This is a genomic window from Arthrobacter sp. Soil_N43 (assembly GCF_057655195.1).
On the sequence record NZ_JBDGML010000105.1, the window covers coordinates 17,777 to 40,406 of the forward strand.

Below are 22,630 nucleotides of genomic sequence, written 5' to 3' on the forward strand. Positions count from 1 at the left end.
TCTCGCCCAGTTTCATCGCTACTTGAAGAGGGAGTTGACCTTCTCGGTGGCCTCGCCCAGGGTGCTGGCGTCCTTCTTGCCGGACACCACAGCGTCCATCGCCGGCGCCATGAGGCCGTCGACCTTCGCCGCGTTTTCGGTAATGGGGAAGAGGAACGTGGTGCCGTCCTTCACATGCGTGGTGAAGGCGCTGACGTCGATGCCCTTGGTTTTGAAGGCCGCGGCGGCCTTCTCGGAGGAGCTCTTGATGGCCGGGAAGACAACGGCCTTGGAGGCTACGACGTCCTGGCAGGCGCTGGAGGCCAGGTACTCGACCCACTTGGCGGAAGCAGCCGGGTTCTTGGTTCCTGCCCAGATGGAGTCGGCCAGGCCATTGAACATGCTGGCGCGCTTGCCGTTCGGTCCCTTGGGGGTGGGGGCGATGCCGGTTTGGATGCCCTTGTAGCTGGTGTACTGGCCGATCATCCAGGAGCCGTTGGTGTTGATGGCGGCCTTCCCGGCGCCGAAGGCGTCTGCAACGCTCGCGCCGACGGTGGTCTCAAGCTTGGGCATGTAGCCCTTGTCGGCGAGGCCTGCCCACCACTTGATGGTTTCCTGGAACTTGGGGTCGTCGTAGTTGAACTTGGTGCCCCACGGGTTCTTGTCCGTGTGCGTCCAGCCGGTGGTCCCGGTGAGGAAGCTCCACTGCGTCTGGCCCTGGCCATTGCCGGAATTTTCCAGGCCCAGGCCGTAGACGGCAACGTTGTTCTTGTTGAAGCCTGGCTCGTCGCCGCGCTTGCCGCTCTTGTCTACGGTGAGGTGCGCGATGGCCTTTTCGTAGCTGCCGCCGTCCTGCGGGTTCCAGTCGAGGTTAGCCAGCTGTTCCTCCGTGTAGCCGGCGTCCTTGACGAGCTTCTTGTTGTAGAACATGGCGACGGTGTCCCAGTCCTTGGGCAGGCCGTAACGCTTGCCGTCCTGGCCCACCCAAAGGTCAGCGAGGCCCTCGTTGTAGATGTCCAGCTTGACGCCGTCCTTCTCGACCGCTTCATCCAGGGCGAGGAGCTGCTTCTTCGCTGCGTATTCGGGGTACTTGGAGAGGTGGTTGGTGAAGACATCGGGCGCGTTGCCGGCGACGAAGCCGTTGGTCAGGGTGGTCCAGTAGTCGCCCCATCCGCGCTGGGTGATCTTGACCTTGATGTCAGGGTTGGCCTTGGTGAAGTCGGCGGCGCACTGCTTGTAGGCCGGGAGCTGGTTGGCATCCCACAGCCAGTAGTTGATTTCACCCTTCGCCTCGCCGGAGGTGGCTGAGGGGGAGGAGCCGCCACCGCAGGCGGAGAGGGACATGGCGATGGCTGCGGCGGCAGCGACGGCGCCGAGGGTCTTCTTCATGATGAACCTTTCGAAACAGGGCATGGGGTTGCCCGGAGTGGAGTGGGTGTGAAGCGGTTAGTGGTTGGGTTGGGGGTCTATTTGATGCCGGAGAAGCCGATGGAGTTGACCACCTTCTTGCCGAAGGCGATGAACAGGATGAGGACTGGCACTGCCGCAACGATGGTGGCGGCCATGAGTCCCGACCAGTCCGGGGCGCCCTGCGGGGACTGGGACTTGAAGACGCTCAGGCCCACGGTGAGGACGCGGACGTTCTCTTCCTGGCCCACCAGCAGCGGCCAGAAGTATTCGTTCCACTGGCCGATGAACGTCAGCAGCGCCAAGGTGGCCAGCGGTGCGGCGGCATTCGGCAGCACGATCTGGAAGAAGATGCGCAGGTGCTTGGCGCCGTCGAGCATGGCGGCCTCCTCGACTTCGCGGGACATGCTGATGAAGAACTGGCGGAGGAAGAAGATGGCAAACGCGGACATGAACACGAAAGGCAGCGTCAGACCGGCAAAGGTGTTCAGCAGTCCCAGGTTTTTGATGAGGAGGAAGTTGGGCAGCGCCGTGAAGATCGGCGGAATCATCATGGTGGCCAGGAACAGGCCGAAGACCTTGTCCCGTCCGGGCCAGCGGAGCCGGGCGAAGGCGTAGGCGGCAAGTGCGCTGAAGAAAACCTGGCCTGCCGTTGTCACGGTGGAAAAGATAATCGAGTTGCGCAGGTACATCCAGAAGTCGATGTTGGCCCCGGAGCCGCCTTCTGCGATGGCCTCTTCTGCGGTCTGCATCCCGAAGACGCGCTTGAATGCGCCCCAGGAGAAGTCAGCGGGAAGGAGATTCGTCGAGTTGGAGGCGAGCGAGGCGTTGCTGGAGAGGGCCGTGCGGAGCATCCAGAGGAACGGGAGGATGGTGACGGCCAGCGCGAGGGCCACGAGGGCCCAGGCGCCGATGAGTCGCCAGTTGAGGGGTTTGCGGGTGATTGTCTGAGTGGTCATGGCGGGGGTTCCTTAGTCCAGATCCGATTCGTTGCCCTTGAGGAACTTCATTTGGAAGAAGGCCACCAGGGCGAGGATCACGAAGAGAATGACGGACAGGGCTGAGGCGTACCCGAAGTCGGATTCGCCGAAGGCTTTTTGGTAGATGTACATCTGGATGACGCGTGAGGCGTTGACAGGCCCGCCGCCGGTGGTTACCGCTACCGTGTCGAAGACCTGGAAGGAACCGATGACGGTGACTACCAGAACCAGTGCCAGGACCGGGCGCAGGAGCGGCATGGTGATGGACCAGAACGTCCTGGTGGGCGAAGCGCCGTCCAGGGAAGCCACCTCGTAGACATGGTTGGGGATGGCCTGCAGCCCGGCGAAGATGAGCAGTGCCGTGTAGCCCATGTGGCGCCACACGTTGACGAAGGCAATCGTGGGGATGGCCCACTGTTCACTGCCGAAGAAAGCGATGCGTGGGAGCCCCAGCCAGCTGATGACTTCGTTGACGATGCCCAGCTGGTAGTCGAGCATCCAGAACCACAGCAGGGCGACGATCACGTTGGCCACGAGGAACGGGAGCAGCAGAGCGCCGCGGATAAGCGTTGACTTTGCCACCCGGTGCATGAGCAGCGCCAGGCCAAGCGCGATGACGGTCTGCAGGCCGATGTTGATGCCGACGTACTGCACTGTCACCGCCATCGCGTTCCAGAAGAGCTCGTCGGCAAAAATTGCGGTGTAGTTCTTGATGCCGATCCACTCCGGTTCGCCCAGCACGCTGTACTCGGTGAAGCTCAGGTAGACGCCCCGGATGGTCGGGACCAGGCAAAAGGCAATGAAGCCGATCATCGCCGGGAAGATGAACAGCATTGCGATCCTGAGGTCGCCCAGTTTTGCCATGCCACGGCCCCGGTTGAAACGCTGCGGCGCCTTGTGCGCTGCGGCGGGCGGATTCTTGGTAAGGGTGGTCATCGTCGACCCTTCCTGAGTGTGTGATGTGACTAACAATCGCTACTGAATCTACACGAGTAGATATCTGCCAACAAGTTAATTTCCAGAGATTTTCAGGAAATTTTCTCTGCAACGTTGCAGACGTTGACTCGAGTAGATTGCGGTGAAAGACTGTGCGAAACCGTACCGAGGCCCAGCGTGCCCGGCCGGCCGCGAGAAATCAGAATCACGGGAGGCACCTGACAATGACGTTTTCCATAGGAGTAGTAGGCGTAGGCCAATTCGGCGGCCAGTTTGCCCATCTGTTCAACCTGCATCCCGGTGTCAGTGAGGTCTTCGTCGTCGACGAACGGGCGGAGCGGGCGGCCGAGGCAGTCGAGCGCTTCGACCTGGCCGGCGCCAAGAGCAGCTTCGAGGATCTGCTGGCCTCCGACGTCGACGCCGTCGCCATCTTCACGCAGCGGTGGACCCACGGCCCCCTGGTGGAGCGCGCGCTCCGTGCGGGCAAGCACGTCTACTCCGCTGTGCCGATGGCCATTTCCGAGGAGGAAATCGCCCGTATCATCGAGGCCGTCCGGGAAACCCGGAACGTCTACATGATGGGTGAAACCAGCTACTACAACCCTGCCACGGTCTACGCCCGCAACCAGCACGAGGCGGGGAAGTTCGGCCGGGTTTTCTACACCGAGGGGGACTATGTCCACGACATGGATCTCGGCTTTTACGACGCCTACCAGTACAGCGGGGGAGACCGCTGGAAGGAGACCGCGAGCTACCCGCCCATGCTGTATCCGACGCACGCCATCGGCGGCGTTCTGGGAGCGCTGCCTGCCGCCCATGCCGTCAGCGTCAGCTGTGTGGGCGTCAAGGACGACCGCCAGGACGGGGTGTTTGACAAGGACGTGAGCATGTTCGGCAACGACTTCTCCAACGCCACGGCGCTGTTCGAACTGAACGACGGCGGCGTGATGCGCACCAACGAGATGCGCCGCGTCGGCTACCCGTCCCACATCCGGGAGTCCCGCTTCCGGTTCTTCGGCACGGAGGCCAGCTTCGAGCAGCTGGCCAAGGTGACGGTGTGGCAGGACAAGGCCAACGTGCATGACATCTCCGAGCAGATGGAGTCCCGGCCAAGCATGGCCCTGGACGACCCCTCGCTGGCCAACGTGGCCCCCGAGCTGCGGGACGCCTTCGTGTCCGGGCTGGCCCCCGTGCATGACAGCGACCGGCTGCCGGAGGAGTTCCGCGGCGCTCCCAACGGGCACGAAGGCAGCCACCATTTCCTGGTTGACGACTTTGTCACCGCCGTCAACACCCGGACGCTCCCGCCGGTGAATGCCTGGACCGCGGCACGGTTCACACTGCCGGGCATCGTGGCGCACGAGTCCGCCCGGCGCCATGGTGAACGCCTGCCCATCCGGGACTTTGGCGATGCCCCCGTGTCGCTGTAGTTAGCATAGACACTATGACCAGTCCTGCAGTGCCCGCCCCGCGTACCCAGGTGACCCGCAAGGATGTTGCCCGGTATGCCGGGGTGAGCACCGCCGTCGTCAGTTACGTGGTTAACGGCGGGCCCAAGAAAGTTGCGCCGGCCACCGAAGCCAAAGTCCAGGACGCGATCCGCCTTCTCGGCTACCGGCCCAACGCCGCGGCCCGCGCGCTGAAGCTGGGCTCGACCGAGACCATCGGCCTGATCATTCCGGACAACAGCAACCCGTTCTTCTCGCTGCTTGCCCACGCGGTGGAGGACGCGGCGGCGGAGCTGGGCTTCGCCTTGTTCCTGACCAATTCGGACGGCAACCTTGCCAAGGAGCGGCGGAATATCCGCAACCTCGCCGCCAGGCAGGTGGACGGCGTGGTGCTGGCGAGTGTCCTGCTTGATCCGGATCTGACCGACCTTGAGGCAGCTGAGATACCGTCCGTCCTGCTGAGCCACAGCGAGAGGGCCGCAGGTTTCACCACCGTCGGTGTGGACCTGGCCGAAGGAGCCCGCAAGGCCGTCGAGCACCTGGTCTGGCATGGCCACACCAATATCGGCCTGGCCATGGGTACCACTACCGGAAATGAAGGGGACGCCCGTGAGGACGGCTGGCTGCAGGCGCTCAAGGACGCCGGCCTGGCCGAAGGGCCGATCGCGCGCAGTGCATTTACCCGGGTAGGGGGCTATGCGGCAGGCCAGCGCCTGCTCGCATCGGCAAACCGGCCCACCGCCATCTTTGCCAGCTCGGACATGCAGGCGATCGGCATTCTTCGGGCCCTCCACGAAGCCGGGCTGTCAGTGCCCGGCGACATGGCGCTGGCATCCTTCGACGGTGCGGTTGAGGCCGAGTACTCGTGGCCTCCCCTGACCACCGTGGAGCAGCCGGTGCGCGACATGGCGGAAGCCGCAGTGCGCGCCCTGGTGGGTGCCGACCGCGGCGAACCTGCGCGGCACCGTGTCTTCCCGACGCGCCTGCTGGTCAGGCAATCCTGCGGTTGCCGCTGAGGCCGGCCGCGCTACGCCAGGCGGAGCCGTCCCACCCGGTCCCGGAGGATTCGCTGGGCCTCGGGGGATAGGCCGGCATCGCTGATAACCTCATCGGCGTCCTCAAGATTCGCGATCGTGCTGATGCCCTGGGTGCCCCACTTGGTGTGGTCCGCGAGGACAACCACCCTGCGGGAGGCCGCCACGAAGGCGCGGTTGGTTTCGGCCTCCAAAAGGTTCGGCGTGGTGTAGCCGGCCTCCTCGTCCATGCCGTGCACGCCGAGGAACAGCAGGTCCAGGTGCAGCTGCCGCAGTGCCGCCGTTGCGATGGGTCCCACGAGGGCGTCCGACGGCGTGCGCTCGCCGCCGATGAGGATCACCGTGGAAGCGTTGCGCCCCGGTCCGGACGCCGAGGCGTGGTGGAACAGGTCGGCGATCCTCACCGAGTTGGTCACCGCGGTGATGCGAGGCCCGTTTACCAGTTCCTTGGCCAGTGCCCAGGTAGTGGTGCCGGCACTCAGCGCCACTGCCATGCCCTCGTGCACCAGCGTGGCGGCTTCGACGGCAATGGCCCGCTTCTGCGCGGTCAGCTGGGTGGACTTCAGCTCGAACCCAGGCTCGTGCGTGCTGGCGTCGCCGGGCAGCTTGGCGCCCCCGTGGATCCGCTCCACTTGGCCGCTTTCCTCCAGCATCTCAATGTCGCGGCGCACCGTCATCAGGGACACGCCCAGCTGCTGCGCGAGGTCGGAGACGCGGACCACCCGCTCGCGCTGGACGGCGTCCACTATGGACTGGTGGCGGGCGGCGGGAAGCATCAGGATCCTTTCAAGCGGCAAGGCCGCGGACGGCCCTCATACTGCCCATCATCGCGTACTCCTCGCAAAAGAGAACAGGAACGACCGAAAAACAACACTTTCGACGGCGGCTGCCCGCCGGGGCATGAAGTTGGGCCCGCCCGGTGATACCGGACGGGCCCAGCCCGGAGCGACTTGCGACTACTTCTTCAGTGAGGCCGCAATCTGTGCCATGACGGTGTTGTCGGCCAGGGTGGTGGCGTCTCCGGCTTCGCGGCCTTCAGCGACGTCCTTGAGCAGGCGGCGCATGATTTTGCCGGAGCGGGTCTTGGGCAGTTCGGGGACCACAAGGACGGTCTTGGGTTTGGCGATCGGGCCGATTTCCTTGCCGACGTGGTTGCGGAGGTCCTGGATGATTTCGTCGCCGGAGTCCACAGCGTCTCCGCGCAGGATCACGAACGCGACGACGGCCTGGCCGGTGGTTTCGTCGGTTGCGCCGACGACGGCGGCTTCCGCCACGGCCGGGTGGGAGACCAGGGCGGATTCGATTTCGGTGGTGGAAAGCCGGTGTCCGGAGATGTTCATGACGTCGTCCACCCGGCCGAGGAGCCAGACGTCGCCGTCCTCGTCTTTCTTGGCGCCGTCGCCGGCGAAGTACATAGTCTCGAAGCGGGACCAGTAGGTGTCCTTGAACCGTTCCGGGTCGCCCCAGATGCCGCGGAGCATGGCCGGCCAGGGTTCGCGGATCACCAGGAAGCCGCCGTGGCCGTTGGGGACAGAGGTGCCGTTCTCGTCGACGACGTCCACGGCGATGCCGGGCAGCGGCACCTGCGCGGAGCCGGGTTTGGTGGCGGTGACGCCGGGCAGCGGGGCGATCATCTGCGCCCCGGTTTCGGTCTGCCACCAGGTGTCCACGATCGGGGCGGGGTTCTTCTTGCCGCCGCTGTTGCCGATGACGTCGCGGTACCACATCCAGGCTTCGGGGTTGATGGGTTCGCCCACGGAGCCCAGGACCCGGATGGAGGAGAGGTCGTACTTGTCCGGGATGTCCCGGCCCCACTTCATGAAGGTCCGGATCGCGGTGGGCGCCGTGTACAGGATGGAGACCTTGTATTTCTGCACGATCTCCCACCAGCGGCCCTGGTGCGGGGAATCTGGGGTGCCCTCGTACATGACCTGTGTGGCGCCGTTGATGAGCGGCGCGTAGGCGACATAGGAGTGCCCGGTGACCCAGCCGACGTCGGCCGTGCACCAGTAGACGTCCGTTTCCGGATGCAGGTCGAAGACCGCCTTGTGGGTGTAGGCGGTCTGGGTGAGGTAGCCGCCGGTGGTGTGCAGGATGCCCTTGGGCTTTCCGGTGGTGCCGGAGGTGTAGAGGATGAACAGCGGGTGTTCGGAGTCGTGCCCGACGGCGGTGTGCTCGGCGGACGCTGCTCCCACGGTGTCGGCCCACCAGTGGTCGCGTCCTTCGTGCCAGTCCACGTCCTGGCCGTTGCGCTTGACCACCACGACGTTCTGCACGCTGTGCCCGGCTCCGCTTCCCTCAAGGGACAAGGCCTCGTCCACCGCGGGCTTCAGGGCGCTCGGCTTGCCGCGCCGGTAGGTGCCGTCGGCGGTGACCACGAGCTTGGCCTCGGCGTCCTCGATGCGGGAGCGCAGCGCGTCTGCGGAGAAGCCGCCGAACACCACCGAGTGCACCGCGCCGATCCGGGCGCAGGCCAGCAGGGTGATCACGGCCTCGGGGATCATGGGCAGGTACACGGCGACGCGGTCGCCCTTGGAAACGCCCAGGGATTCGAAGGCGTTCGCGGCTTTCTTGACCTCCTCGGTCAGCTCCGCGTAGGTGTAGGCGCGGGAATCCCCGGGCTCGCCCTCGAAGTAGATGGCCACCCGGTCCCCGAGTCCGTTCTCGACGTGGCGGTCCAGCGCGTTGTACGCGGCATTGACCTCGCCGCCGACGAACCACTTCGCGAACGGCGCGTCGGACCAGTCCAAAGCCTGCGTGAAGTCCTTGTCCCACGTCAGCAGCTCGCGGGCCTGCTTGGCCCAAAACGCGGGGCGGTCGGCGTCGGCCTCAGCGTAAACCTCCGCACCAACCACGGCGTTCGCGGCGAAGTCCTCCGAGGGGGCAAACTTGCGGTTCTCATGCAGCAGGTTTTCAAGAGCGTCGCCCTGCTGGGTGATGTTGGCGGCAGTGGCCGTCGAGCCGGGAGTGTCTTGGGACATGGTGAACCTCATCATTCATCGATCTTTGCTGCGCGGGCGGCCCCTGACTGGCCGCCACCCGGGCGCGCAGCGGCGTCCTCGGGGCCGGCCCATCACGGACATACCGCAAAGAGCTGTTCCGGAAAACAGCCTATCGCTTCCGGCATTGCGGCGTGTCCAGCGTCACATAGTGAACAGCGAGCGGTGCGGATTAAGCGACGAATGGTCTGCCCCGGAGGGAGGGTGCGGGAATTGTGCGGGGAGTGTGCGGGGATCGTGCGGGCATGGTGCCGGCACCTTGCCGGCACCATGCCGGGCCCCTGCCGCGGCCGGTCAGCTAGTGATCATGCATGCACTTGGCTAGGCTGAGAGGGACTCGTGACATAGGCCGGAGGCAGCCTGACCCGCAGGGGTCCGGTCCGCCGGCCATTAGGTGTCGCCCTGAATTGGACAGTCGTTCGGGTGCCGCCACGCTAAGGAGAACAGTATGAATCAGCCAAGCCACGACCAGCCGGGCCTGGCCCAGCCGGGTCCAGCCCAGCGCGACCACGGCGTTCCGGGCTCAGCCTCGGAAGATCCGTCCCGGAACAGCGGAGCCGGACCTAAGGACGCAGCGCGGGACGAGACCCCAGGCGCGGCCCATGGTGCCGTGTCCGGCAGTCACGCGGTGACCCCGAAGGCCGGCGCCGCTGCTGACAACACTTCTCGCACCTCGGACGCCGCGACGGACAAGCGCACGGGAATCCGGAACGAGGCCGTTGCCGGCCCGTTCACCGTCCGCGACGTGACCGTCTTTGCGGCCACACTGGTTCTTTTCGTGGCATCACTGATTCCCATGTTCTCCGCCAGATACAACCTGTGGAACCTGGGCAGCCTGTTCTTCCTCGGTCTGGGAATCGTCCTTCCGCTGATTGTGGCGGCGCTGTTCGTCGCCCGCCGCCTTGCCCCGGAGACGAAGGTGCGGATCGGCTCACTGTCCGTGGACCAGTTCGGTTCCGTGGTGGCTTCCTTTGCCGTTGCGTTCTTCTTCCTGTCCGCCGCGGTCGGCTTCACGCCGGTGCTGCTGATGGCCCTGATCGGTTCTCTGGTGCTGCTCGCCGCCACGGTACTGGCCCGCTTCATTCCCTTCTTCGCCGGCGACTTCCTGGACCGCGCCGAAGTGCCTGCCCATGTCATGGCGCGGGAATCTGCTGTTCCCGTGCGGAAGCCCAAGCCAGCCAAGGCCCCCAAGCCTGCCAAACCTGCTGATGCCAAGCCTGCAGATGCCAAGCCGGCACTGCAGAGTCCGACGGCGGCCGGACAGTACGCTGCCGGCCAGACTTCCGGTGGCGGAACTTTCGGCAGCCCGGCTGCCGCTGCCGGGACGGCGGGCGCCGCGGGCGTAGCCGGCTCTTCGGGCGCGGCAGTGCCCGGGACCGGCAGCCCGGCAGCGGGGGCTGCGTCTGCCGGTTCGTGGTCCGCATCCAGTTCAGCGGCAGCGTCCCCGGCAACTGAAGCCGCCGCCGTCGTGCCTTCCGCCACCGATTCCGCAACCCAAGCGCACGCAGTCACGAAGCCGGCCGTTGCGTCTCCCGATGAGACCCAGCTGGACGGCGTTCCCGTCGCCGGTGCTGTGGCACCGGCTGATGAGGCACGTGCGGCTGCGCCCGTTGATGAGGTACGTGCGGCCTCTGCGACTCCCGCCACCGCCGTGCATCCCCAGGTGAAGGTACAGGAGCCGGTGAGGTCCCAGGAACCGATCGGCGCCACTGTGGATCCCGCCAGCCGTCCGGATGAGTCGGAGCAGCAGCCTGTCCACGAGGCTTTCTGGTTCGCTGTGGCACAGCACCGCACGGCCGTGGACGAGCGCACGGGGGCACCGCTCTTCGGCATCGAACCGGGCGGCTGGGTGCTGGCGCTGGAGGACCGGGGCGACGAATTCCTGGTGCAGCACACGGACGGCCGGGTGGGCGTTCTGCGCGACCTCAGCAACATCGAGCGCGGCTAACACGCCCCCCATGGCCACCTCCCGCACGCCCCGGCGCAGTACCCCGCGGAGCGGCCCGCCCGGCCAGGCGGGTCCGCCGGCGGATGCCCCGGCTGTCGATGGTCTGGCTGCTGCTCGTGTGGCTGCCGGGACATCCGCCTCCGGCCCCTCCGGCGGTGCCGGGCGGCTGTCCGGTGAATCGACGCTGGCACTGAAGCGGCGGGCGCGGCGAATCAATCGCGCGCTCGCCGAGCAGTACCCCTACGCCCATGCCGAGCTCGATTTCCGGTCCCCTTTTGAGTTGCTCGTCGCCACAGTGCTCTCTGCGCAGACCACCGATGTGACGGTCAACCTCATCACGCCGCTGCTCTTCGCCCGATACCCGGATGCGCGCAGCATGGCCGAGGCAGACTCTTCGGAGCTTGAGGCGATCATCAAGCCGACCGGGTTCTTCCGGGCCAAGGCGAAGAATCTCATGGCGCTGGCGACCCGGCTGGTGGATGAATTCGACGGCGTGGTGCCCGGCCGGCTCGAGGATCTGGTGACACTCCCCGGCGTCGGACGGAAGACAGCAAACGTGGTGCTCGGCAACGCCTTTGGTGTTCCGGGCATTACCGTGGACACACACTTTGGGCGGCTCGCGCGCCGTTTCGGCTGGACCGATTCCGACGATCCCGTCCGCATCGAGTCGGACGTTGCCGAGCTGTTTGAGCCCAAGGACTGGACCATGCTGTCGCACCGCGTGGTCTTCCACGGCCGGCGAGTCTGCCACTCACGGAAGCCCGCCTGCGGGGCCTGCGCCGTGGCGAACTGGTGTCCCGCCTTCGGCATGGGTGAGACAGATCCGGCGAAGGCCGTGAAGCTCCTCAAATATGAGCTTGCACCGGGAAACGAAGAGCTCCTTGGCAGGCTCCTCGCGGAAACCCACCGTGCCGCGGAGATCCGCATGGATTCCCAGCGGAGGTCACCGTGACCGCGCGCCGGGACTTGGTAAACCTCGTGGAATCGATCAGTGCGGGGACTGGGCCTCCCCGGAATCCGTACTGGCAGAAGCTGACCGTCGATCCCTCGGAGGCCCGCAAGGCCGCCGTGCTGATCCTGTTCGGCGCCCTCGATGACGTTCCGGCGGAATCGGGTAAACCGCTGGCGGCGGCCGACCTTGACGTCCTGCTCCTTGAACGGGCACATACGCTGGACGATCATCCCGGTCAGGTGGCCTTTCCCGGCGGCGGCATCGATCCCGACGAATCGCCTGTTGCCGCGGCCCTCCGCGAGGCGCAGGAGGAGACGGGCGTGGACCCCAAGGGTGTAGAGGTGCTCGGCGCCTTGCCAGAACTGGCGCTGCCGCGCGGCAACTACCTGGTGACGCCCGTGCTGGGCTGGTGGGCCTCACCGTCCCCGGTGCGTGTGGTTGACTACGGTGAGTCCGCCCAGGTCTTCCGCGTTCCGGTCCGGGATCTGCTGGATCCCGAAAACCGGGCCATGGCCACTGTCACGAGGATGAACCGGACGTTCCAGAGCCCGGCGTTCACCGTGCGGGACGTTGTGGTGTGGGGCTTCACGGGAATGATCCTGAATGAGCTCTTTGACCAACTGGGATGGTCGGTCCCTTGGGACCGCACACGGCTGCACCCCCTGAAGGTGTAGCAAATCCGGCTGGCTAGCTCGAGTGCTGCGGCTTCCGCAGGTCCACGACAATTCCCGTTGCGGCACTCTCCCGCAGGGCATCTATGCCCGCGATGACGCCGGACAGGTTCTTGAACCGCGGCGACTCTGCCACCAGGTTGCCGTCCCCGTCTTTGAGCCGAAACCTGTAGAACTTCTCGTCGTCCTGGTGTACTTCAAATCTGCCCGCCATCGGCCGGACCCCCCTGATAATGCTTCGTTGCACCTGCCGGGCCAACTAACTGCCACTGCCCGGTTACCTTCGAGGGTAGTGTGATGCGCCGCACTGGCGCGAACTACCAGCGGGTAAGTTACTTACTGAAACGGGGGGTTTCGGTGTGCAGGCATGTGACTTTCGTTCCCGCCGTCCACGGGCTACTCTCCGCCTTCCGCCTTCTGCCTTGGGGGTGGGCTACTTCGCCTTGTCGTACGAGTCCACCACCGCCACACTGACCGGGAACTCCACCGGAATCCGTCCGAAGAGCAGCTCCTTCGCGGCGTTGGCGGCATCTTCGATGGCACGGATGCAGCTTTCGACCGCACCGTCCGGGGCGTGCACCATGACTTCGTCGTGGAGGAAGAAGACGAGCTCACCGGAAACCGAACCGTCGGCACGCAGGCCGCGCAGCCGGCGTCGTAATTCCGCAAGCCAACAGGCGGCCCAGTCGGCCGCGGAACCCTGCACTACGAAGTTGCGGGTGAAGCGGCCGCGTGAGCGGGCTATCGAGTCGGCGCGGCGCTGCTCCTCCGCCGAGGTGGACTGCTGGCTTCGGAACCATTGCTCGGAGGGCGGCGGGCTGCTGCGGCCGAGCCGGGAGGTGACAGTCTTGCCCGCCTCGCCCGCGCGGGCGGCCTGCTCCACGAAGCCGACGGCGCGCGGATAGGTGCGTGCCAGCTGCGGCATCAGCCGGCCTGCTTCGCCCGATGTGGCGCCGTACATGGCACCGAGCAGGGCCATCTTGGCCTTGGCGCGGTCGCCGCCGAATCCCTTGGCGGCAATGCCCGCATAAAGGTCCTGGTCCCGGGCGGCCTCCGCCATCGTGGAATCCTGCGCGAGCGCCACGAGCACGCGCGGTTCCAGCTGGGACGCGTCCGCGACGATCAGCTTGTGCCCCGGGTCGGCGTGAACCGCGCCGCGGATCTGGCGCGGAATCTGCAGCGCGCCGCCCCCGCGCGACGCCCACCGGCCGGATACCACGCCGCCCACGACGTATTCCGGCTGGAAACGGCCGTTCCTGACCCAGGCGTCCAGCCACGTCCAGCCGTTTGCCGTATGCAGCCGCGAGAGCTTCTTATAAGCCAGCAGCGGTTCAATGGCAGGGTGGGTGGACTCCTTCAGTTCCCACTGCCGCGTGGACTTCACCTCGATGCCGTTCCGGTGGAGGGCACGCATCAGCTCCTGCGGGGAATCCGGGTTCAACGCGGGGGAGTGCAGCAGCCGGCGGAGTTCGGTGGTGAGCGCCTCCAGCTTGGCGGGGCGGTGGCCTGCGGGCGGGCGGGGACCCAGATGGTCGGCGAGGATCTGTTCGTGCAGCTCTTCGCGCCAAGGCACGCCTGCGTGCTGCATCTCGGCTGCGATCATGGCGCCCGCAGACTCGGCGGCGAGCAGCAGCTGGAGGCGCTGCCTGCGGTTGCCGTCCGTGCCGGCGTCGGCCAGGGCTTCCTGCTGCGCGGCGTACTCGGCGCGCAGTTCGTCGAGGGCTGGCCGCAATTCAGACTGCACACCCGGATCCTCGAAGAGGGCACCCTGATCGGCGGGCGGCGGGGGCGGCTGAAGCACCCGCGGGGGCTGCTGGAGGTCGTCGTCCTGCGTCATCTTCTCCGCGCGGAGCGCGTAGGGCGTATGGGCCGTGAACTCCGAATGCGCCAGGATCGCCCCGCTCAGTGAGAGGTCGTAGCACCGCTCCAGCTCCACGCCCGCCTCCAGCAACGCCGGATACCAGTCCTGCGTCCGGTGCCAGATCCAGCGCGGCCGCCGCTGTTCGAGTTCACGCACGACGGCGGGAAGTCCGGCTATGACGGAATTTCCTCCGAGGTTTTCGGGGACAGCGGTCGCGGCCGTGCGGCTGATGATCCGCGGATGGGGATTGCGCGGGCTCGGCAGGCCATCGGCTGTGAGCTCCTGCAGGGCCGCGCCGTCGGGGTGGGCAGCCAGCAACAGAAACATGGTTTTATTGTCCCCTGATTTGACGCCGCCCTGTGCCGGGTGGCTGCCGGGGGGCCTGTTTACGTGCCGGCGCAGCATCTCCTCCACATGACGGCAGCCTGTGGGGTTTGTCCACATAGCGCCGTCTGTGACTGCCGGGCGGGACCCGTTCCCGCAAGAGTTGTTCCATGAGCAGGCATCATGCACGCAACCAGGCAACTCCGTCAGTACCGGATGGGGCGCTCTCGGCGGCGGGCACGGACCGGCCGGCGGGACTGCTCCCGGATCCGGCCACCGTGCGGCTTTCGGCGCCCAGCGGGGCCGCAGTCCGCTTTCCCGGGCCAGAGACTCCGCTGCGGGCCGCGCCGTTGCGGCCGCCTGAGCCGGGACCGGGCGCGTGGCTCCCCGCGGATACCGACGAGGTGCTGCTGGTGACGGGCTTTGATTTTCTCCAAGGCGAGGTGGAACGGATAGTGGCCGCGGCCGGCGGGCTGCTGCGCGTTGTCGCCGATGTCTCGGAGGCCGCGCCATACTGGGATTCGGCGGCGGCAGTCCTGGTCGGAAGCGACATCCGTGAGCTGCCCCCGCGCCGTCGGGCACCTGCGGTCTTGGTGGGTCTCAGCGGCGAGGGGGACAGCCTTTGGCATTTGGCGGCGGCCATTGGAGCGCAGCGGGTGGCCGTGCTGCCCGATGCCGCAGCGTGGCTGGCAGAATACCTGAGCCGCTCACGCTCACCGGAGGCGGGCGGCCTGGTGCTGGGCGTCACCGGCGGCTGCGGTGGTGCAGGTGCCACTACCGCCGCCATCTGGATTGCGCAGGCGGCCGCGGGCCTTGGCGCGCGGGTCCTGCTCGTGGATGCCGACCCCTGGGGAGGCGGACTCGAGCTAGCCCTGGCGGCAGAAGAATCGCCGGGACTGCGCTGGCCGGACCTGGCTGACGCGAGCGGCAGCATCGATCCCGGGCAGCTCGCGGACGCCTTACCCGTCGCGGGCGGCTTCTCGTTCCTGTCCTGGCCGGGAAGCCGGGAACGGCCACCCGCCGTGGACGCCGCCACCGTCGGCGGCGTGCTCGATGCCGCGCGGCGGGGCTACGAGCTTGTCGTCGTCGACATCGGCCGCAACGTCGAACCGCTGCGGACGTTTGCCTGGGACTGCGACCGCCTGCTCGTGGTGGTTCCTGCCCAATTGAAGGCGGCTGTGGCGTCCGCCCGGCTGCTTCAGGAGCTTCCGCCCGTGGATTCGGCGCTGGTCATCCGGGGCAGGGCAGGTGCCGCCCTGGACGGGACGTTGATTGCGGAGTCCGTGGGCCTCCCGCTGCACGGAGTTATGCCCGAAGTGCGCGGCACTGCCGGGGCGGCTGAGCTCGGCCGCCTGCTGGAACAGGGTAAGCGGCGGAGCGTACGCCGGTTCGCCGCCTCCGTCCTCGAGCTGCTCGACGGTGGGCTGCCGGCAGGAGATGCGCAGTGAGCGCGCACTCGGACGCCCCGGGGCGAGGTCCCCGGTTCGGTCCCGGGCCGTCCGTCGGCAGACCGGTACCCACGGACGGCAGCGGTCGGCGGCGCACATCCAGAGCGTTGGATTCCGGACTCCTCGAGAGTGTGCGGGAATCTGTCATGGCGGATCCCGGGCCGGTGACGCCCTCACGGGTGGCAGCCGCCGTGCAGGCCACCGGAAAACTGCTCGGCACCGCCGGGTCCCTTGCGGCTGTTGAGCGCATCAGTGCTGAACTTAACGGTCTGGGGCCGCTTCAGCAGCTTGTCAGGGATCCTTCGGTCACGGACATCTTCGTCAATGCGCCGGACTCCGTATGGCTGGACCGCGGCCGGGGGATTGAAAGGGCGCCGGTGGCCTTTGCCGGGGAGACGCAGCTCCGGGCGCTCGCGTCGCGGCTCGTGGCCGCAGGCGGACGCCGCCTCGATGACGGTTCTCCCTGTGTCGATGTACGGGCTCGACGGCGGCTACCGGGTCCATGCGGTCCTGCCTCCCATTTCCACTGCCGGAACCCTGCTGAGCGTCCGCATCCGCCGCGAGCAGGTTTTCTCCATGGACGAACTCAGGGCCGGCGGGATGTTCGGCCGGCTGGTCCAGTCCGTGCTGGAGCGCATGGTGGACCATCGGCTGAGCTTCCTGATCAGCGGGGCCACCGGGTCGGGAAAAACCACTCTGCTGTCCACCCTGCTTGGGCTGTGCCATCCCGGGGAGCGGCTGGTCCTGATCGAGGACGCCTCGGAGCTGAACCCGGTGCACCCGCACGTCGTCGCCCTTGAATCGCGGCACGGCAACCTGGAAGGAGGCGGCACCGTGGATCTGGGCGAGCTGGTGCGCCAGGCCTTGAGGATGAGGCCCGACCGGCTGGTAGTGGGGGAATGCCGCGGCGCTGAAGTGCGCGAACTCCTGACGGCCATGAACACGGGCCACACCGGCGGTGGCGGGACGATCCACGCCAATACCGCCAGTGCCGTGCCTGCCCGCCTCACGGCTTTGGGCGCCCTGGCGGGGCTGGGGCAGGATGCCGTGCGGCTCCAGGTTGCCAGTGCCTTGGACGTTGTCGTCCATGTCGCCCGGCGCCGGGAAGGACGGCACGTGGCCTGCGTCGGACTGCTGCAGCAGACTGCCGGGACGCTTGGCGTTTCCGCCGCCCTGGAGGACGTGGGCGGGCAGTTGGTCGCTGGCCCGGCATGGGAGACGCTGGCCGGGCGGCTTGGCTTGGATCCTGCTCTCTCCAGGCCGCAGCTTTCCGGCGGAGCCGCGGGATGACCGCCCTTCTCGTGGTGGCGCTGGCCATGGCGCTGTGGTTGATCCTGCGGCCGCCGCGCGGCGTAAGCCGCCGGGTGCGCAGCGCCTTCAGACGGGGCAGCGTTCACCGGACATCCGGTCCCGGAACCGGCGGCGGGGGCACCGGCGGCGGTTTGAACCGCAGGCATTCTTCATTGCGCGGGCGCCTCGGCGCCAAGCGCGGCAAGGACACGGCCGTGCCGCTCACCGTGGTGGTCCAGCAGCTTGCAGCCCTGCTGAAGGGCGGCCGGACACCGTCCCGGCTCTGGGACGAACTGTGGCTGGTGCATGCCGGAGCCGGCGCGGCCGTGGGCACGCCCGATGGCCCGCGGCTCAGCACCGCATCGGCGGCGATTCTGGCGGCCGCCCGCGGGGCGGCACTGCGGGGCGCCCCGGTGGCCGAAGCAATACGGCTCGCCGCCCGGTCGTCAGGCCAGAGAACGACCGGCCACGAACCGCGGATCTGGGCGGAGCTTGCCGCCTGCTTCGATATCGCAGAGGCTAGCGGTTGCCCCCTGGCGGACGTCCTGACCCGGTTCGCGGCGCAGCTGGAAGTAGAGGACGACGCCGAGGCAGCACGTCAAACCGCGCTCGCGGGGCCTAAGGCGACAGTCACGCTACTGACGTGGCTGCCCCTGCTCGGACTCGGGCTGGGAATCTGCCTGGGCGTGGACCCACTGGCAATGCTCGTCGGGACGCCGCTCGGTGTCGCCGCCCTTGTCGCCGGGATCCTGTTAACCGTTGCCGGCCGGATCTGGTCTGCAAGGCTGGTGCGGGCGGCTGCCGGAGCGGCAGTGGCGTGACGCTCAATGGAAGTGAACCGGGGCGGCAGAACCGGACCCGTGGCGTGAGGGCGGCAACGATATGACGGAGCCGACAGTGTCCGCGGCCGTGATTGCATCGTTGTTGGCGTTGGCGGCGGCACTCGCACTGTCCGGCCGCTCACGCATGCGGAAGCGGCTGCTGGCCAAGGTCGGCGTGCTGCTGGACGACGCCACGTCTCCCGGCGACGCGGCGAGGTCGGGTCCGGCCGGCCAAGAAGCCGGTCTGCGGGATCCGGCAGTGATGCTCGAGTTGGTCGCCGCGATGCTGGATGCCGGATGTGGCATCGGCCGTTCCCTGGAGCTCGTCGCGGCTGCTGCCTCACCCTCGTATCGCACTTCTTTGAGGCCTGTGGTGGCCGCGCTGGCCATTGGAGCCGATTGGGAAACCGCTTGGCGGAGTTCCGAGGGGCACGCCGCTGAGGTAGTCGCATTGCGCGACGCCCTGGGGTTCGCCGCGCTGACTGGAGCGCCCTCGTCCGCGATTCTGTACGCCCAGGCTGCCAGGATGCGTCGTGAACGGTTCCGGTCGGCGGAAAGGCGCGCCGCGTCCCTCAGCGTCAAGCTGGTGATTCCTTTGGGCCTCTGCTCACTCCCGGCGTTTGTCTGTCTGGGCGTGGTCCCGGTCCTGCTCGCCCTGGTGCCCTCGGGATCGTGAGTGTGAAAGTCCCTGAGCCGGGCACTTTTCCTCCACACGGCGGAGCGGGCGCTGGTTTTCCACTTAGGTCAACGCAGCACTTATCGTCCGGTCCGGCAGACGGGACAGTCGGAGTAGCCGGCAACACCGCCGGTAAATCAGAAAGGAATACCATGTCCCTGAACCAAAACAGACTCGGCGGCGCCCAGCCTGCACGTCAGGAAAGCGATTATGCAGAAGTGCGGGAAATCTATCCGGGGGCTGGCACGGCTCCCCGCGTAAAGATGCGCCCGAGGAAGCGACTCACTGGATCCGAGGTCGGAATGGCAACGGCGGAGTATGCCATCGCCACCTTGGCGGCGGTCGGCTTCGCCGGGATTCTGGTATTCATCCTGCGAAGCGACGAAGTCCGCGGTTTCCTGCTCAACCTGATCCGCACGGCGCTGGCCTTGCCATGACCCCCGTGCTGCAGACCTCGGCGGACCGTCCGAGGCAAGTCTCCGCAGGCGGGGGCCGCGCAACAGACAGCCGCGCAACTGGGAGCCGCGCGTCTGAGAGTGGCGCAACAGACAGCAGCGCAACTGGGAGCCGCGGCGCCGTGACGGCTGAATTCGCGGTCGCACTGCCTGCAGTCATCATGCTGCTGGCCATGCTCCTGGCGGGGTCTGCAGCAGGGATCACCCAGCTTCGGCTGGAGGAAGCAGCCCGCGCCGGTGCCAGAGCCCTTGCCCGCGGCGAAGAACCGGCCACCGTTGATGGCATCGTCCGCAAGCTGGCAGGCCCCTCGGCCACGTCAGTGGTGGTGACCGACGGTGAATGGCTGGGCGTAACCGTCACGGACCGTGCAGCCGGACCCCTTGGAACCGTGGTGCCATGGACACTGACAGCGAAGGCCGAAGCTCGAGGGGAAGCGGCGGCGACGGGAATCCCCGGGACCCACAACGGTGTCGCCGGCGGCCTGAGGGACGCGCCTAGGGCAGGGAGACCGGTGTGAACGCTAATGCGTGGCGTGGTGAGGGGTGTGAGCGCGGATCCGGCACAATCCTTGCTGCAGGACTGGGAATGGTGGTCATCCTGGCTATGTCCATGAGTCTCCTGCTCGCGCAGTCGGCGGTCATGGCGTCCCAGGCCGCAGCCGCGGCCGACCTTGCCGCTTTGGCCGCAGCGGACGCACTGCGCGGCGTTTCTTCGGGAGAACCCTGCACCGTTGCCGCCGCCGTCGCGGCCCGACATGACGCGAGGCTTGTTGCGTGCACGGAGGGAGGTGATCAGTCCGTGGAAGTCCGCACCCAACTGAGGGCCAGCACTATCGTAGGATCCGCCGCAGGCCGTGCCCGGGCGGGACCTCCTCCGTAGCGGGTCCGGCCGCCTCGGCCGATGGAGCAGCCGTGGGTGTCAGCCGATTCCCTCGCCGGCATCGGGCAAACCCGCGGTCGACGCAAACTCCTTGGGCGGACGGACGGTTTCGGTCGCATGCCTCAAGAGGACATCGATCAACGTCACGGCCGCGTCCTTGTCGAGCGGGTTGTTCTTGTTGCCGCACTTGGGCGACTGGACGCAGGACGGGCACCCGGACTCACACTCGCAGGCCTTGATGGCATCACGCGTGGCCGTGAGCCACACCTTGGCCTTTTCGAAGCCGCGTTCGGCAAAGCCCGCGCCGCCGGGGTGCCCGTCGTACACAAAGATGGTGGGCACCCCGGTGTCGGCGTGGAGCGCCGTCGAGACGCCGCCGATGTCCCAGCGGTCACTTGACGCCACGAGCGGCAGGAGCCCAATGGCCGCATGCTCCGCCGCGTGGAGGGCGCCGGGGAACTGCGCCTCGATCAGGCCGGCACCTGTTAGGGACCGGTTGTCCATCACGAACCAGACGGCCTTCGTGAACAGGTCCCTGGCGCCCAGTTCGAGGGGTTCTTCGCCCAGGACCTCGTTTGAAATGAGGGCTTTGCGCTGAAAGGAAACCACTTGCGTCGTCACCTTCACGTCGCCGAAATGCACCGCAACGTCACCCCACTGCGCCGTCCGGTCGGTCGCCAGTACGTCGATCTGCGTTATATCCCGGGCCGTGGTGTAGTAGTCCGGATTCGCGCGGCGCACCACCACGCAGTGTTCGTCCTCGTTCAGGTCCTCCACCACATAGCTGTCACCCTGGTGGACGTAGACCGCGCCGGTATGCGCCTGGTAGTGGGTCTGCGGGGAGTCCATGGTCCCCAGAAGGGACCCGGTGTCGGCATCAACGATGCTCACCGGACCACCTCCGTCGGCCCGGAGGTTCACCATGGCTGCCGCGCTCTGCGGATGGGTCCAGAACCAGCCGGCCGGGCGCCGCCGCAGATATCCCCGCTCCACCAGCTGGCCCAGCAGTTTCTCGGCCGTGCCACCGAACAGCGGAAGCTCCGCTGGGCCCAGGGGCAGTTCGGCGGCAGCGGCACAGAGGTGCGGGCCGAGAACGTAGGGATTCGAGGGATCGAAGACCGTTGCCTCCACCGACACGTCGAAGATCGCTTCAGGGTGGTTCACCAGGTACGTATCCAAAGGGTCGTCGCTGGCCACGAAGGCGGCAATCGCATCCTGCCGGGCGCGCCCAGCCCTGCCTATTTGCTGGAACAGGGAGGCCCTCGTCCCGGGCCAGCCGGCGACCAGCACCGCATCCAGGCCGGAGATGTCAATGCCCAGTTCCAGGGCAGAGGTACTGGAAATGCCCAGCAGCTGCCCTGACCGCAGTGCCTTTTCCAAAGCGCGCCGCTCTTCGGGGAGATATCCGGAACGGTAGGCGGCGACCCTTTGGGGCAGACTGGGGTCAACCTCGTCAAGCAGGCGCTTGGTGATGGACGAGATGGTTTCCGCTCCCCGCCTGGATTTGATGAACGCAATCGTCCGGATCCGGGATGAGACAAGGTTGGCCAGCAGGTCAGCTGTTTCGGCCACGGCCGTTCGTCGTTCCTTGGCGCCGTTTTCACCGCGTACCTCGGTCAGGGCCGGCTCCCAGAATGCCACGGTGGTGGAGCCGTGAGGGGATGAATCTTCCGCGACGGCCTGGACCGGGGCTCCGATGAGCCTCCCGAAAGACTTTTCCGGATCTGACGCGGTGGCGGACGCTGCGATGAAGACCGGGCCGGGGGAGGAGGTGCCCGCGCCGTAGTAGGCGCAGATGCGCCGGAGCCTGCGCATCAGGTTGGCCACGTGGGAGCCAAAAACCCCGCGGTAGCTGTGCGCCTCGTCCACGATCACGTACCGCAGGCGCCGGAAAAACCCGGCCCACCAGGCATGGTTGGGCAAAATCCCGAAGTGCAGCATGTCCGGGTTGGCCAGGATGATGTTGGCATGATCCCTGATCCAGCGGCGGGATGCCGGGTCGGTGTCGCCGTCGTAGGTTTCTGCCCGGACTGTGGGCAGCTTGAGCGAGCGGATGGCCGCCAGCTGGTCCGCTGCGAGGGCCTTGGTCGGCGACAGATACAGTGCCACCGCACCGTCGTCGTGTATCTTGCCGGGCTCGGAGAGCACACGCAGTTCTGAGCGGTGGATCGCGTCCAGGGCAGGAAGCTGGTAGGCAAGCGACTTTCCGGACGCCGTGCCAGTAGCGACCACAACATGTCCGCCGGAGTGGGCGATGTTGGCTGCCTGAACCTGGTGCCGGTACGGCTGGTGAATGCCCAGGTTGCCGTAAGCAGCCACGAGATCGGGATGAGCCCATTCGGGCCACGGGTCGTGCACTGCCTCGCGTGCCGGGATGGTCCGCACATGCCGCAGCTGTTCCGGGTTCGGGCCGCGGCCCAACAGGGGAATCAGCGAGTCATGGGGGTTCACCCCAATATTCTTTCACCTGCGAAAAAATCGGCGGACACCGCGGCGGGTGGAAGCCCCCAGGCGGGACGCA

At 67.0% G+C, this 22,630-nt stretch carries 19 protein-coding genes and 1 pseudogene; 12 read left to right on the plus strand and 8 right to left on the minus strand.

Annotation, left to right across the window (positions count from 1 at the left end):
• Positions 1–18: 18 nt before the first annotated feature.
• The 3 genes from AC3A3W_RS14545 to AC3A3W_RS14555 form a co-directional block, all read right to left on the minus strand.
• On the minus strand, positions 19–1,368 hold the full coding sequence (locus AC3A3W_RS14545) for an ABC transporter substrate-binding protein (RefSeq protein WP_487443739.1): 1,350 nt from the start codon (positions 1,366–1,368) through the stop codon (positions 19–21).
• A gap of 77 nt (positions 1,369–1,445) precedes the next feature.
• On the minus strand, positions 1,446–2,345 hold the full coding sequence (locus AC3A3W_RS14550; protein WP_487443740.1) for a carbohydrate ABC transporter permease: 900 nt from the start codon (positions 2,343–2,345) through the stop codon (positions 1,446–1,448).
• 12 nt (positions 2,346–2,357) lie between these two features.
• Positions 2,358–3,302 (minus strand): carbohydrate ABC transporter permease, encoded by a 945-nt coding sequence (locus AC3A3W_RS14555; protein WP_487443741.1) that lies wholly within the window; start codon positions 3,300–3,302, stop codon positions 2,358–2,360.
• A 224-nt stretch (positions 3,303–3,526) separates the two neighbouring features.
• On the opposite strand from AC3A3W_RS14555, the gene AC3A3W_RS14560 reads away from it, so the two are divergent.
• Entirely contained in the window at positions 3,527–4,732 is a 1,206-nt protein-coding gene (locus AC3A3W_RS14560; RefSeq protein ID WP_487443742.1) for a Gfo/Idh/MocA family protein, read from the plus strand.
• Between the two features lie 14 nt (positions 4,733–4,746).
• The gene (locus AC3A3W_RS14565; protein ID WP_487443743.1) at positions 4,747–5,766 is read left to right on the plus strand and encodes a LacI family DNA-binding transcriptional regulator; all 1,020 of its coding nucleotides are present in this window, start codon (positions 4,747–4,749) and stop codon (positions 5,764–5,766) included.
• An 11-nt stretch (positions 5,767–5,777) separates the two neighbouring features.
• Here AC3A3W_RS14565 and AC3A3W_RS14570 read toward each other — a convergent pair whose 3' ends face one another.
• Positions 5,778–6,560 carry a DeoR/GlpR family DNA-binding transcription regulator gene (locus tag AC3A3W_RS14570; protein WP_487443744.1) on the minus strand — a complete coding sequence of 261 codons (783 nt, stop codon included), beginning with the start codon at positions 6,558–6,560 and terminating at the stop codon, positions 5,778–5,780.
• Between the two features lie 180 nt (positions 6,561–6,740).
• A complete protein-coding gene (gene acs, locus AC3A3W_RS14575; protein WP_487443768.1) occupies positions 6,741–8,765 on the minus strand; it encodes an acetate--CoA ligase in 2,025 nt (674 codons plus the stop codon).
• Between the two features lie 466 nt (positions 8,766–9,231).
• Here acs and AC3A3W_RS14580 point away from each other — a divergent pair, with 466 nt between their 5' ends.
• Genes AC3A3W_RS14580 through AC3A3W_RS14590 form a run of 3 tightly spaced genes read left to right on the plus strand, consistent with a single transcriptional unit; the run spans position 9,232 to position 12,357 of the window.
• On the plus strand, positions 9,232–10,731 hold the full coding sequence (locus AC3A3W_RS14580) for a hypothetical protein (protein ID WP_487443745.1): 1,500 nt from the start codon (positions 9,232–9,234) through the stop codon (positions 10,729–10,731).
• A gap of 10 nt (positions 10,732–10,741) precedes the next feature.
• Positions 10,742–11,683 (plus strand): endonuclease III, encoded by a 942-nt coding sequence (nth, locus tag AC3A3W_RS14585; protein WP_487443746.1) that lies wholly within the window; start codon positions 10,742–10,744, stop codon positions 11,681–11,683.
• Entirely contained in the window at positions 11,680–12,357 is a 678-nt protein-coding gene (locus AC3A3W_RS14590; RefSeq protein ID WP_487443747.1) for an NUDIX hydrolase, read from the plus strand. The genes nth and AC3A3W_RS14590 overlap by 4 nt, the downstream gene beginning before the upstream one ends.
• Positions 12,358–12,370: 13 nt before the next feature.
• Here the strand turns inward: AC3A3W_RS14590 and AC3A3W_RS14595 are convergent, their stop codons facing one another.
• On the minus strand, positions 12,371–12,568 hold the full coding sequence (locus tag AC3A3W_RS14595; protein ID WP_487443748.1) for a YegP family protein: 198 nt from the start codon (positions 12,566–12,568) through the stop codon (positions 12,371–12,373).
• A 219-nt stretch (positions 12,569–12,787) separates the two neighbouring features.
• On the minus strand, positions 12,788–14,542 hold the full coding sequence (locus tag AC3A3W_RS14600) for a bifunctional 3'-5' exonuclease/DNA polymerase (RefSeq protein WP_487443749.1): 1,755 nt from the start codon (positions 14,540–14,542) through the stop codon (positions 12,788–12,790).
• Between the two features lie 167 nt (positions 14,543–14,709).
• On the opposite strand from AC3A3W_RS14600, the gene ssd reads away from it, so the two are divergent.
• The 7 genes and pseudogenes from ssd (at position 14,710) to AC3A3W_RS14635 (ending at position 20,109) form a co-directional block, all read left to right on the plus strand.
• Positions 14,710–15,987, plus strand: coding sequence for a septum site-determining protein Ssd (gene ssd / locus AC3A3W_RS14605; protein WP_487443750.1), 1,278 nt, complete (start codon positions 14,710–14,712; stop codon positions 15,985–15,987).
• Positions 15,984–17,277 (plus strand): annotated as a pseudogene (locus AC3A3W_RS14610) (TadA family conjugal transfer-associated ATPase). Before ssd ends, AC3A3W_RS14610 begins: the two are co-directional and overlap by 4 nt.
• Positions 17,274–18,098 (plus strand): hypothetical protein, encoded by an 825-nt coding sequence (locus AC3A3W_RS14615; protein ID WP_487443751.1) that lies wholly within the window; start codon positions 17,274–17,276, stop codon positions 18,096–18,098. Before AC3A3W_RS14610 ends, AC3A3W_RS14615 begins: the two are co-directional and overlap by 4 nt.
• A 61-nt stretch (positions 18,099–18,159) precedes the next feature.
• Entirely contained in the window at positions 18,160–18,774 is a 615-nt protein-coding gene (locus AC3A3W_RS14620; RefSeq protein ID WP_487443752.1) for a type II secretion system F family protein, read from the plus strand.
• A gap of 152 nt (positions 18,775–18,926) precedes the next feature.
• The gene (locus tag AC3A3W_RS14625; protein ID WP_487443753.1) at positions 18,927–19,211 is read left to right on the plus strand and encodes a DUF4244 domain-containing protein; all 285 of its coding nucleotides are present in this window, start codon (positions 18,927–18,929) and stop codon (positions 19,209–19,211) included.
• Between the two features lie 140 nt (positions 19,212–19,351).
• Positions 19,352–19,747 (plus strand): TadE family type IV pilus minor pilin, encoded by a 396-nt coding sequence (locus AC3A3W_RS14630; RefSeq protein WP_487443754.1) that lies wholly within the window; start codon positions 19,352–19,354, stop codon positions 19,745–19,747.
• Positions 19,744–20,109 carry an Rv3654c family TadE-like protein gene (locus AC3A3W_RS14635; RefSeq protein WP_487443755.1) on the plus strand — a complete coding sequence of 122 codons (366 nt, stop codon included), beginning with the start codon at positions 19,744–19,746 and terminating at the stop codon, positions 20,107–20,109. Before AC3A3W_RS14630 ends, AC3A3W_RS14635 begins: the two co-directional genes overlap by 4 nt.
• 39 nt (positions 20,110–20,148) lie before the next feature.
• On the opposite strand, the gene AC3A3W_RS14640 is transcribed toward AC3A3W_RS14635, so the two are convergent.
• Positions 20,149–22,560, minus strand: coding sequence for a DEAD/DEAH box helicase (locus tag AC3A3W_RS14640; protein WP_487443756.1), 2,412 nt, complete (start codon positions 22,558–22,560; stop codon positions 20,149–20,151).
• Positions 22,561–22,630: the final 70 nt, after the last annotated feature.

Excerpts from the sequence above, each read along its gene's own strand:
- AC3A3W_RS14570 (WP_487443744.1), bottom strand. The coding sequence starts at position 6,560 with ATGCTTCCCGCCGCCCGCCACCAGTCCATAGTGGACGCCGTCCAGCGC.
- AC3A3W_RS14560 (WP_487443742.1), top strand. The coding sequence starts at position 3,527 with ATGACGTTTTCCATAGGAGTAGTAGGCGTAGGCCAATTCGGCGGCCAG.
- AC3A3W_RS14545 (WP_487443739.1), bottom strand. The coding sequence starts at position 1,368 with ATGAAGAAGACCCTCGGCGCCGTCGCTGCCGCCGCAGCCATCGCCATG.
- AC3A3W_RS14615 (WP_487443751.1), top strand. The coding sequence starts at position 17,274 with ATGACCGCCCTTCTCGTGGTGGCGCTGGCCATGGCGCTGTGGTTGATC.
- AC3A3W_RS14620 (WP_487443752.1), top strand. The coding sequence starts at position 18,160 with ATGACGGAGCCGACAGTGTCCGCGGCCGTGATTGCATCGTTGTTGGCG.
- nth (WP_487443746.1), top strand. The coding sequence starts at position 10,742 with ATGGCCACCTCCCGCACGCCCCGGCGCAGTACCCCGCGGAGCGGCCCG.
- AC3A3W_RS14625 (WP_487443753.1), top strand. The coding sequence starts at position 18,927 with ATGTCCCTGAACCAAAACAGACTCGGCGGCGCCCAGCCTGCACGTCAG.
- AC3A3W_RS14550 (WP_487443740.1), bottom strand. The coding sequence starts at position 2,345 with ATGACCACTCAGACAATCACCCGCAAACCCCTCAACTGGCGACTCATC.
- acs (WP_487443768.1), bottom strand. The coding sequence starts at position 8,765 with ATGTCCCAAGACACTCCCGGCTCGACGGCCACTGCCGCCAACATCACC.
- AC3A3W_RS14595 (WP_487443748.1), bottom strand. The coding sequence starts at position 12,568 with ATGGCGGGCAGATTTGAAGTACACCAGGACGACGAGAAGTTCTACAGG.
- AC3A3W_RS14565 (WP_487443743.1), top strand. The coding sequence starts at position 4,747 with ATGACCAGTCCTGCAGTGCCCGCCCCGCGTACCCAGGTGACCCGCAAG.
- AC3A3W_RS14600 (WP_487443749.1), bottom strand. The coding sequence starts at position 14,542 with ATGTTTCTGTTGCTGGCTGCCCACCCCGACGGCGCGGCCCTGCAGGAG.
- AC3A3W_RS14580 (WP_487443745.1), top strand. The coding sequence starts at position 9,232 with ATGAATCAGCCAAGCCACGACCAGCCGGGCCTGGCCCAGCCGGGTCCA.
- AC3A3W_RS14555 (WP_487443741.1), bottom strand. The coding sequence starts at position 3,302 with ATGACCACCCTTACCAAGAATCCGCCCGCCGCAGCGCACAAGGCGCCG.
- ssd (WP_487443750.1), top strand. The coding sequence starts at position 14,710 with ATGAGCAGGCATCATGCACGCAACCAGGCAACTCCGTCAGTACCGGAT.